This is a genomic window from Polaribacter sp. (genome assembly GCF_051251875.1).
Lineage (GTDB): Bacteria > Bacteroidota > Bacteroidia > Flavobacteriales > Flavobacteriaceae > Polaribacter.
Genome location: NZ_JBPOGL010000008.1, coordinates 75200 through 87192 on the forward strand (window position 1 = coordinate 75200; position 11993 = coordinate 87192).

Annotated in this window: 6 protein-coding genes; all 6 read right to left on the reverse strand. The window is 30.8% G+C overall.

Going from position 1 to position 11993, the window contains the following annotated elements; all coding sequences use genetic code 11:
• Positions 1-41: 41 nt before the first annotated feature.
• A complete protein-coding gene (locus ACSHW5_RS05795) occupies positions 42-2789 on the reverse strand; it encodes an outer membrane beta-barrel protein (RefSeq protein WP_435675167.1) in 2748 nt (915 codons plus the stop codon).
• A gap of 104 nt (positions 2790-2893) precedes the next feature.
• A complete protein-coding gene (locus ACSHW5_RS05800; protein ID WP_435675168.1) occupies positions 2894-5407 on the reverse strand; it encodes a T9SS type A sorting domain-containing protein in 2514 nt (837 codons plus the stop codon).
• Between the two features lie 45 nt (positions 5408-5452).
• Complete coding sequence (locus ACSHW5_RS05805) at positions 5453-6913, reverse strand: arylsulfatase (RefSeq protein WP_435675169.1); 1461 nt, start codon at positions 6911-6913, stop codon at positions 5453-5455.
• A gap of 11 nt (positions 6914-6924) precedes the next feature.
• Positions 6925-8481 (reverse strand): sulfatase family protein, encoded by a 1557-nt coding sequence (locus ACSHW5_RS05810; protein ID WP_435675170.1) that lies wholly within the window; start codon positions 8479-8481, stop codon positions 6925-6927.
• Positions 8482-8556: 75 nt separating this feature from the next.
• Positions 8557-10221, reverse strand: coding sequence for a hypothetical protein (locus ACSHW5_RS05815; protein ID WP_435675171.1), 1665 nt, complete (start codon positions 10219-10221; stop codon positions 8557-8559).
• Between the two features lie 11 nt (positions 10222-10232).
• On the reverse strand, positions 10233-11984 hold the full coding sequence (locus ACSHW5_RS05820) for a RagB/SusD family nutrient uptake outer membrane protein (protein WP_435675172.1): 1752 nt from the start codon (positions 11982-11984) through the stop codon (positions 10233-10235).
• Positions 11985-11993: the final 9 nt, after the last annotated feature.

The window sequence follows — 11993 nt, forward strand, 5'->3', positions numbered from 1 at the left end:
GATGCGGAAAATGTATTTTAGCGTAAATTAAGTAAGGTAAACTAGCTTTTTAGAGTCTTCTTCTCCTTCTTTACAGCACTGTTTATCTTAAAGGTATAACTTAACACAACATAACGGCCTAAACTTTGCAAATTGGTTTCTTCAAAATAATTTAGAGTACTTCTTCTATAAACATCTATATTTTTATCTAAAAGATCTATTAAAACCAATTTAACAATATTGTTTTTAGGCGTTAAAGAATAAGATATGGCAGCATTCCAAATAGGGATTTCTTGTTTTATTAAAAACTTATTATCAGTATAGACTAAATAATCGAATTGTGTATTGATGTTAAATCTTTTAGAAACATCAAAATCTACCATTCCAAAATACTTTTGTGTGGTAAATTTTCTATCCAAATTATTTTCAATAGAAAAACTGGTATTATTTATCATATAGGTTGCACCAGCTTTTAAATCTACTTTTCGCTTACTATTATTCTGAACCAATAAACTGGTTACATAATCTTTAGAAGCTACATTGTTTAATTCCAGATTTACAATTGAATTTGCTGCGTTGTAAGAAAATTTATTTTTAAGACTAAATCGTACTCCCCAACTATTTACTTTTTTGGTAACATTTAGCAAGGAATTAAATTTTGTTTTTTTTCCACTATTTTGATAACTTATAGTTCTTATATACTCATCATCTATAAATACATTTCTAATAATGGCATCAGAAGCATTTAAGTATTGTAACTTTCCATTAAAACTTACAGATGAGTTAAAATCATACACATTGGCCGTTAATAAAAAAGAATTTGTTTTCTCTGTTTTTAAATCAGGATTTCCCGTAGAAATAGCATAAGGATTTATATCATTATAAAAAGGGTTTGTTTGATTTGCTCTTGGTGCTTTTATCTGTTTTTTATACGTAAATCTAAATTTTTGCCCTCTTTTAGGCTTGTATTGCATAAATAAATATGGATTTAAATACCGTGTTTCCCTTTTAAATTGAACCTTATCTATTTCGCCAAAACGTCTATGTAAGTTTTGTAACTCTAATCCCATAGATGCATTTAAAGTAGCAATATTATAGCTGTAAGAGAATCTAGTTTTAAAACTATTTTCAGCATATTTGTAATAATATTCTATGCCATCTTCTATCGCGGTGGTTTTAATTGTTTTCCTATTTTGATTTGTATTTTCCGTACCTGTTAAAATTTCTGAAGATCCTTCTGTATTAAAATAATGGTTTCCGCCAAGGGGTTCTGTATATTTAAACTTCACAAAAATATTTGCAGAACTTAAATCTTCATCTCTTAGTATTTCTAAATTGGTTGTAGAGGTATTTGTTGTATTTAAGTTTCTTTCTATAAAAGTCTGCTGGTTATTATTTTTTTGATAATTATTAAGAACCGTATTAAAATTGGTGCTAAAACTTCTTCCTTTTTTTGGTAATTTATGATAATAGTTAATGTTTAAATTTCCATATTTCTTTATGTTTGAGTTTGAAGAAATGTTGGTATTTGTAGTCACCAAAACATCGCTTGCATCAAAAAACAAGCCTGCTCTTGTTAAGTTAGATTTTCTATCATCAGCATAAAACTTACCTTTAATTCGTAAACTACTGGTTTTACTAGATTTGTTTTCATAATTAAAATTTAAATTATGATTGTCTGAAGTGTTTAAATAATTATTATCCGATTTGTAATTGAAGTTATTCTTATTAGAAAAAAACACCCTATTGGTATTTGAAATTCCGTTATTTTCAGAAAGATTGTAAAAATAATCGACATTAAATGATTCTCTTTTCTTGATTTCTCTTCCGTAATTGATTCCTGCAACACCTGTTTTTAAGAAACCACTTAAACCTTTTTGAGTCGATGCAATATCGTCATCAGAATCATCATCAGAATCATCTGCAATACCATCTGCATTTTGTAAAAACCCTTGAATATTAGAACCTGTAACATTTATATTGTTAAACTTACCAATGACAGATAATTGCGATTTAGAATTAAATTGATTGTAATTCAAATTACTAAAATATCGATTGTCTAAACCTAAACCCGCAGCAACCTTACCAAATCCTCTATTTTTTTTAGATTTTTTTAAAGTAAAATTAATAACTACTTCTTTATTACCATCATTAATTCCTGTTAACTCTGCCTCATCGCTATTTTTATCGATTACCTCTATTTTAGCAATTGCATCTGCCGATAAATTTTTTAAAACGATGGATGGATCGCCTCCAAAAAACTCTTTTCCGTCAACAAAAATTTTGGTAACTGTAGTTCCTTGTGCAACTATTTTACCTTCTTCCATTTCAATTCCCGGAAGTTTGTTTAGTAAGCCTTCAATATTGTCATCAAAATTTACTTTAAAAGAATTTGCATTAAAACTAACCGTATCTTTTTTAATTTGAACAGGAACAACCGCAGTAATAACAACCTCATCTAATTGACCAATATCTTCTTTTAAAACAATGGTTTTTAAATCTATTAACTCTTTATTGTAAATTATTTTTTTAGAAAATGTTTTAAAACCTAGCAAATCTAATTGCAAAACAATCGTATCTTTTGGAACATCATCTAATAGAAACATTCCTTTTTCATCGGTGGTTGTATAACTTAAAAACGAATTGTCTTTAATACTAATTAACGCCACAGAAACCATTTCTAAAGGAACATTTGTTTGGTCTGTAATAATACCTTTTATACCCGAGGATTGACTTTGAATACGTATTGAATAACAAAATAAAAGCATTGTTAACACTCCTATTTTTAAGTTTATTTTGGTTGAAAACATGATTTTTAGACTACTGTAATTTTAAAAGGTTTAATGTTAAAAGCATAAACTCCTCTGTTTTATTCTAGAATTCATTTAACTCTATAGATGTTCTTAGTTTCTACTTATTTTTTTATTACTGATATTACTTTTGTTTCACCTTCCATGATCATTTTTACCAAATAAACACCTTTTGAAAACGCTTTAAAATCTATTTTTAAATTCTTTTCTTGAGTTTTTAAATTTAGCACTTCTTGACCTAAAATATTGTGAATATGTATATTATTTATAATTTTATTCCCTTTTATATTGATAAATCCTGTGGTAGGATTTGGATAATACTGAAAAGCATCATCTAAAATATCATCATTTGAAAGCGTACTTGATGTTACTTCTAACAATAAAACAGCATCTCGTTTCATTATAAAAGTTGAAGGCACATTTTGTCCTGTTAATAAATTTTTAATAGCACCTATTGTTTTATCATTTCTGTATGATAACTCAACCTCTGTATCTGCTTTCCCCATATTTACAATGGTAATCACTTCTGTTCCGTTTTCTTTTGAAATAGTTCTAGACAAACACCCTTTTATACTTAACGCATTTGTTTCTTCTAACTTTAAAGCGGGTAATTCATTTGCATCAGACAAAATGCTAAAGGCTTTATCCTTAAAATTTGCCATTGATGAAGCTGATAAGATTGTTCCGCTACTTGCATTTAAACTTATTGTATGGTTTTCTCCATATTCATTTTTCTTTAAACTTTCTGCATCTAAAACAACAGTTCCTCCGTTGTCTAAATAGGTTTGCAATGCATTTAATTCATCTACCGTTACAAATGCTGTTTTGTAAATAAGAATAACATTCCAATCCTTATTGTCCTGTTCTTCTATAATCCCTTTTGTAGCAAAACCAATTGGAGTTCCATCAAAATAAAGAGATTCATACAAGTTAAAAACATCGTCTAAATGATTTGTTTTATTGATTGCAGAAGTCTTAGAATAAAAAATACGAATTGGTTTTTTAAGTTTCTGAAAAGCATACACATCCTCTGCATTTGCATTTAAATCCAACACCGTTGCTTCTACTTCATTTATAATTCTTGGTTGTTGATTATTAGAACCAGCATATCCTTTTCCTGCATTATTTCTGATAGAACCATCTGCTTCTCTTGCCCAAAACCAAGTCTGAGAAATATTCATTCCAGAGACATACGCCAACCAATAAGTTGCTCTAGCATACTCGGGTTTTAAGTACAAATCTCTAAATTTTCCGGTTGATAAATAATGAGATTCTGAATTGTAAATAATTTTATTAGGACTCACAGATTTCATAAAATCATAAGACATGCTTAACTCGCGCCAATGAAAAGAATATTTTTCTTCCCAATCTTCGGTACTTCCAAAAAGATAAGAATTCCAACTTTTAGCATCATTTCCAATAATTTCTGTAAGTCTGGTGAGCGCTTCTAAATCGATACCACTGTCTGTTTTATTGTCTGACCATAAATGTGGCATTATTTTAATATGGGTTTTTGCTGAGGAATCGTTTTCTTGAATTTTAGTCTTCAAAAAAGTAAACCAATCTGTTACTCTAAACATATTAAAAGTCATCCAATCATACCAAATTGGAGTTCCTTGTAAATTTTGAGAAATAGGTAGTTGAATTGTTACGGCATCGAAATTTGCAAAATTGGTATTCCACAAAGCGTTTAAAGTTGCTATTGAAGTATGTTTCTGAGCCAACCAAGTTCTAAATTTTGCTTTTGTATATTCTGAAACTCCATGCGCTTCCCAAGTATTTTCTATAGAATTCCAATGAGGTTCATTTGTTAACAAATATCCCATTTTAGAATAATTTTTACCTGCCATTAACGGAACAGTAGCATCCAATAAAAAGGCTTGCATTTCTCTAGCTCCAGGATTATCAATATCATATTCCGTAAATAAAGTTCCGCCTGTTGTAAAGTTATCATAGGTATCAATAGCCCATTGTGGAGGATTTTTATGATTTAAAAAAACGCTTCCAAAAGTACCACTAGGTTTAGATTGTAACTCGTTTAATATATTTAATTTAATAGTTCCTTGCGCATCTACAACATAAGAAGGTGTTAAATAAAAACCATCTTTATTTCCAAAAAATTCATTTAATTCGGTTGTTGAAGGTCTCCAAGTATAATCTGATAAGAATACAGGTTTATTGTTGAATAAAACCTCATTATCTTCTATAGATATGTTTGTCCAATCTATACTTGGTGGTGGTTTACGAATTATAGTTCCGTCAATTACTTGCTTTATAGTTGCAATAGCTTCATCTAACATAATGATAATTTCATTACGTTCAAAGTCTGGAAGATCGGTAGCCATTTGAACAGCATCGTCTTCATATATGGGAACTAACTCGTAATAAGTTGTATTTTCTGCAATATTGTTTTCATCCCAATTGGCATATTTTAAAAAAACTTCTGCCGTTCTAACCGTCATTTTTTCCTTTAAAACATCCAACCCAGCATTTTCTGCTTGCGTAATTCGTTGTTTTAAATCGTTAATTTTGGCTAATGCCGTTTGTTCGAATTGAGCAAACGAAGTTTGAAAAACCCCTAAAAACAAAATTAAATAAACTGTTTTTTTTACAATCATTATTCTTAGGGTTTTGTTGATTCCTTTTTATCTCTTAAAATGGAATTATTTAAATGGAAATAATTCTGATGCAACACTTTCGCTTGTCATCAATGCTTTTAATTCTGATGCAATTTCTGGATGTAAACTAGCTACATTGTTGGTTTCACTTACATCATTTGATAAATCATACAATTCTAATGTACCTTGTTTATCTGCCTTAGCATTTACCTTATACCAAACAGCTTTCCAATTTCCTTTTCTCACTGCTTTTCTTCCTCCTTTGATATTAAATTCCCAATATAAATGAGCGTGTGTTTCTTGAGAATCTTTATTTAATAAAGTTGGTAAGAAAGAAATACCATCAATAGTATCTGGATTTTCTGTATCCGTTATTTGAGTTATCGTTGGTAAAACATCCCAAAAAGTAGACACATGATCTGTTACACTACCTGCTGCAATTTTATTTGGCCAAACAGCGATAAAAGGGGCTCTAATTCCGCCTTCATACAAATCTCTTTTGTAACCTCTAAATTTACTATTGCTATCAAAAAAATCAGGATTTGTTCCGCCTTCAGGGGATGGACCATTATCACTTGCAAACATAATAATGGTATTCTCAGTAAGACCTAATTCTTCTATTTTATCAATAACTTCTCCTACGTAAGCATCAATTCTTGTAATCATAGAAGCATACGTTGCTAATGGTTTATCACAAGGTGCATATTCATGAGGCACAATATTTGGTCCGTAATCTGATGTATATTTATTATCTGCAGTAAATGGTGTTTCTTTAAATTTACCATCATACATTTTAAAAATAGAATCGTTTGGCGAAATAATTTCTGCATGTGGCAATACTAAAGGAACGTATGCAAAAAATGGTTTGTCTTTGTTATCTTCTAAAAATTGAAGTCTATGATCTCTAATTTTATCTGGAGAATAGGTAACTTTATGCGTCCAATCATTGCCTTCTAAAGAATCTATTTTTTGGTTGTGGTTTAAATAAGGTGGATAATATCTATGTGCTAATTTTTGGTCATTATATCCATAAAACTCATCAAAACCTTGGTTGTTTGGGTCTCCTTCGCCAAAACCCAAACCCCATTTACCAAACATTCCTGTTACGTAACCTTCTTCTTTTAAAATTTCTGCAATAGTTACTGAATTCTTAGGTAATGGCACTTGCCCTTCTTGGTTTTCTACCAATTGTCTATTTCCTCTAATGGGCGTGTGTCCTGTGTGTTGCCCAGTCATTAAAGTAGAACGAGAAGGCGCACAAACCGCAGAACCGCTATAATGCTGCGTAAATTTCATTCCTCTTGCTGCCAATTTATCTAAATTTGGTGTATGAATTTTTGTTTGTCCGTAAACACCAATGTCTCCAATTCCCATATCATCTGCTAAAATGTATATGATATTTGGTTTCTTAGTTTCAACTACAACTTTCTTTTTGGCTTTCTGTTGTGCACAAGAAATTAACATTGTAGAAACGAATGCAACAAGTAGCATTATTATTTTTTTCATGAAATAAATACTTATCTAAATTGAACTTCTTTAACTCCTGTTGTATAATCTACACCTCTTAATTTTTGAAAAACTGCTTTTAACTCAGATAGCTTTTCAGGATTAGATTCTGCCAAGTTGTTTTGTTGATTTTTATCTTCCTTTACATTGTAAAGTTGTTCAAAAGGAAAATTCCCTACTTCAATACCTACTTTTTCACGAAAGTTTTTTCCTTTATAATCTGGAATATATACCCAATCTCCACTTCTTAAAGCTGTTTTACCTGTAGCTTCTATAACCAAGTTTTCTCTTCCAGAATCACTTTTACCTAACAAAGTATTTAATAAATCTTCACTATCTGTAGTGGAATCTGTTGTACCCGTTAACGTTGCTAATGAAGCTAATAAATCTATCTGACAAACAATGGCATCTGACACTGCTGGTTTAATAGTTCCTTTCCAATAGGTGATAAAAGGGACTCTTGTACCTGCTTCAAAAATACTGTACTTCCCTCCTCTTAATCCTCCTTTAGGATCGTGTTTACCTAATTTTTCTACAGCATCATCATAATAACCATCATTTAAAACAGGACCATTATCACTAGAAAAAACAACTAATGTGTTTTCTAAAATTCCTTCTTCTTTTAATGTTTTCATAAACTCACCAATCATCCAATCGGCTTCTAAAATAACATCACCTCTTGGTCCTAAACCAGATTTACCTACAAATCTTGGGTGTGGAGTTCTTGGTACATGTGGTTGTTGCATTGCATAGTATAAAAAGAAAGGGTTTTCTTTATGTGTTTTTACATAATTCTGTGCTTTTGCTAAAAAATGATCTGCCATTTCTGTGTCTGTCCATTTTGCAGCATCCCCGCCTTTCATAAATCCTATTCTTGGAATTCCGTTAACGATACTATTGTTATGACCATGATGCCATTTCATAGTAGTCATTTCTGGATTTGTAATTGCTGTTGGTTCTCCTTTAAAATTTTCTTTATAACTTACTTCTATAGGATCATTTTTATCTAAACCAACAACGTTTCCATTATCAATATAAACAGTTGGAACTCTATCTTGAGTAGCAGCTAAAATATAAGATTGATCAAAACCTACTTCGTTTGGTCCTGGAGAAACTCTTTCATTCCAATCTACAATTCCTGTTCCCAAACCCAAATGCCATTTACCAACAATTGCTGTTTGATAACCTTGTTTTTTTAAAACTTTAGGCAATGTTTGTTGTGTGGTACTAATTAATAACGGAGCTGTACCTGGTAAAATTTTAGCATCTTTATTACGCCAAGGATACATACCTGTTAATAAAGCATATCTACTTGGTGTACACGTTGCTGAGGAAGCATAACCGTTTGTAAATTTAATTCCACCATTTGCCAAAGCATCTATATTTGGTGTTTGTAATTCTGTTGCTCCATAAGAACTGATGTCTCCATAACCTAAATCGTCTAAATAAATAACAACGATGTTAGGTTTTTTTGCTTCTTCTACTTTTACTTCTTCTTTTTTAGTTTCAGACTTACAATTGAAAAGTACTATTGTAGTAACTAAAAAAAATATTTTAAAAATTTTCATAATGTATATCAATTATAATTTATGTATAAATTTAAGGAGATTAAAATCTAATATGATTTTAATCTCCATACTTTATTATCTAACTTCAACAATTAACAAGTCAAAACTATCTAACCATAATTTTTGAACTATAGCATCATCTTGACCTGTATTGGAAATATTTAAGTCAAATCTTCCAGAAGAAATATCACCTAAAGTAATTTCTGGTAATGTTAATCTTACCCATTTACCTTTTTCTGTAGTAGATAAATCAAAATTAAAAGTTGCCGTAGGGTCTGCATTAAAATTAAACTGAATAGTATTCATTGTGTTTGAACCATCAAGATAAACCCATACACTAGGCACATAAGTACCCGCTGTAACAGGACTTAAAGTACTAAAGCTACCACCTTGTAATCTTGCAAGAGCAGGAATACCATCTGCAGTAGTTTCAAATTTCATAGAACTTTTACCTTGATATGCTTTAGAATCATCTCTCCAGTAATATAAAGGACCTCCTTCATTACTACCATTATGTTGTGCAAAATATCCTTCTGTATTTGCTTTTTTAAATTGATTACCAGAACCTCCCCATTCGTCTTCATATCCTGTATAACCAGCCACATTCATTGCTCCTTGAAAATCCATTGCTACCGTTTTAGGACCAAAGCTTTCTAAAATTCTAGTGTCTACAGATTGTATATTTCCTGATGTATACGATATTTTAACAATATCACTATTATAAATTGGAGCAACTAATGTTACATCTATTTGAGTAGCATCACTACTATTAATAGCAACTGATTTTACAGCAATATTTTGATTAAAACCTGCTAAAGTATTTTCTACATTTACCGTAAAGTTATCTTTTTCTGATGCCGTTAAAACAGCTATTTCTCCTGTTACATTAAATGAGATAAGTTCTGTTGCGTCTTCTTTTACCCCCCCATTAATTACAAATGGTTTAGTAGACGGAATAACTTTAATTTTTAAAGGAATTAATTTTAAAACTTCTGCTTTTGGTTTCGGATCTTTTCTGATAGAGTTCATACTTCCTGCAACAAAATCCCCTAAACTATTGTATAAAACATCTACAGATTCTGCACTACTTGTCTCTTTGTCTCCCCCACTAAAAGTCCAACTTCTAGAATCTGGTTCACCAGAAGTTGTCATATCAAGATAAGTAAGCTTTTCCCCTGCTTCTACACTAACTGTTTTCCAAGATGCACTATTTGCTATGTTTGGTAAATCTGTTTCTGTAATATTTAATACAACTTCTGTACCTTTAAGTACTTGAAATACTGGCTTTAAATCATCAAAAACGGTTATGGTAAATGCTTTTTCTACCAACCAATTTCCGTCTTCTTGCTTAACTCCTTCTGTTACCGAGTCTTTAAAAATATTTTTAAGTTGAATTTCTTTAATACCAGGTGTGTTAAAAAGTACGTTTATTTGTTTTTCATCAGAATTAACTGGACCCACAGCTTCTATAAATTCTGTATACACCAAATTATCCGAAGAAAATTCCTTATTTAATAAACTTGTACCTTCTGGTAAGTACCAACTGTGACTTATTGAATTATTAGACACATCATACAAACCAATAAATTCATTTAGTGCAACTACATAATCAGTATCTGTAGTACTTTTAGTTGTTAACCAAGAAAAACTGTTAAAGTCTCCATAAGGTGCTTCATATTCATTTTCGCTACAACCTAACGCTGCGATTATTAAAACTAATATAATTCCTATTTTTTTCATTTTTTTCATCTTTAGTTAGAAATCTTTGGGTTATTTATAGTTTCGCTTGCAGGGTAAGGCAAGTAACCATCGGTGTAATTTTCTGATGCCTTTAAAAATTCTGGCTCTATTTGAAAATCGGTAGCATTTGTACTTATACCTTCTCTAACTAAACTAGCTGTTCTAGTAGCTGTACCTGTAGCATCTTCATTTAGATACACATAATCAGTAGCGTAAAAATTTCTTTGACTTAATTCTGTATAACGTGCTTTCGCAATTCCCCATCTTCTTAAATCTATATTTCGTGTAGAATACCCTTCTACACATAATTCCATCGGATATTCAAATAATTGTAATCGAGTTCTTACTTCTTCTTTAGAATCGTAATCTGCGCCTTCTAATACTTTAAGTCCCCAACGTTTACGAATTGCATTTATGTAAAATAATGCACCATTTATATCATCTGTTTCATTTAAACATTCTGCCATCATTAAATAAACACCAGACAAACGATTTAAAATTACATTTTTACCAGATTGCCAACTGTTAAGACCCAGTGTCTGTTCATCGTTTGTGATATCATGATTGGTATACTTTTTAAAGTAGCCATATTTACCTAAAGAATTAAAATTATGTAAAACGGGAGCAGAAACTGACTCATAGTACTCAGTGTCTTCATCATTAACAACGGCAAGCATAGCAGAGTTTCTTAAAGAAACTTTTCTTAATCTAACGGTACCTGCTCTGTCTGTTACTGTGTTTCTCGAGTCATTAGGGTCCATTTCATCACTAGAAAAAGCATGAATTAACCAAGCCGAAGCTGTGAAAGTTTCTAAAACACTAGAACCACCACCAGATCTTGGTGCAGAATATCGGGCACTTCTTGTAATAAAATCATCTTCATTAAAAGCAGTTTCTTCTGCTTTATGTAAACTATAATTAATTTCTAGAATAGATTCTGAATTAAAATCACCTGCTTTTGTAAACATAATACTAGCATCTTGAACTAAAGCATACCCATAATCTTTCTTTTTATTGTTTATAATGTCATCAAAATAATCTTTGGCCAATAAATAATCTCCTTCATACAAATAGCTCATTCCTAAAATAGTACCAGCAGCACCTGCATCTACTCTAGTTTTAGGTTCCATTTGACCTGGTAAATTGTTGTAAGCATATTCTAAATCTTCTCTAAAAAATGCTATAACTTCTGATGATTCTGATGCCGCTTTAGAAAAGTCTGAAGGCTTTAATGGGTTTACATCTCTAATAATAATTTTTCCTTGTTTATAGGTGGAGTGTAAATAAAAATGTGCTAAACCTCTAAAAAAACGTGCTTGTCCCATTTGTAATGTCCAAGCTTCTTGACTTTTTAAATCGGCTGTCATTCCGTATAGTCCTTCAATTACTTGATTTGCTCTAAATATTACTTGATATAAAGCATCCCATCTTAATTGTACTTCATTCGTATCTTCGTCTATGTTTTGTTCGTACCAATTTTTTGCAAAAAGAGATACATCATGTCCATTAGGTAGTCTATCGTTAAAACGATTTCCAGGAAAACCTTCATCAGACCTCCAAGATTCTACACGTGCATTTACTATAAACTCATTTAACATGGCTCCATACACCGAAATTAAATTTGTATCAGACTCGTCTAAAGTTGACCAATAAATATCTGTAGATATTTCATTAGGATTCACTTCTTCTAAATAAGAGTCGCATGAAAATAATGTTAAAAACATTACCATCAAAGAGATTGTTTTAGCTATATATGTTTTCATTTTGTGTGT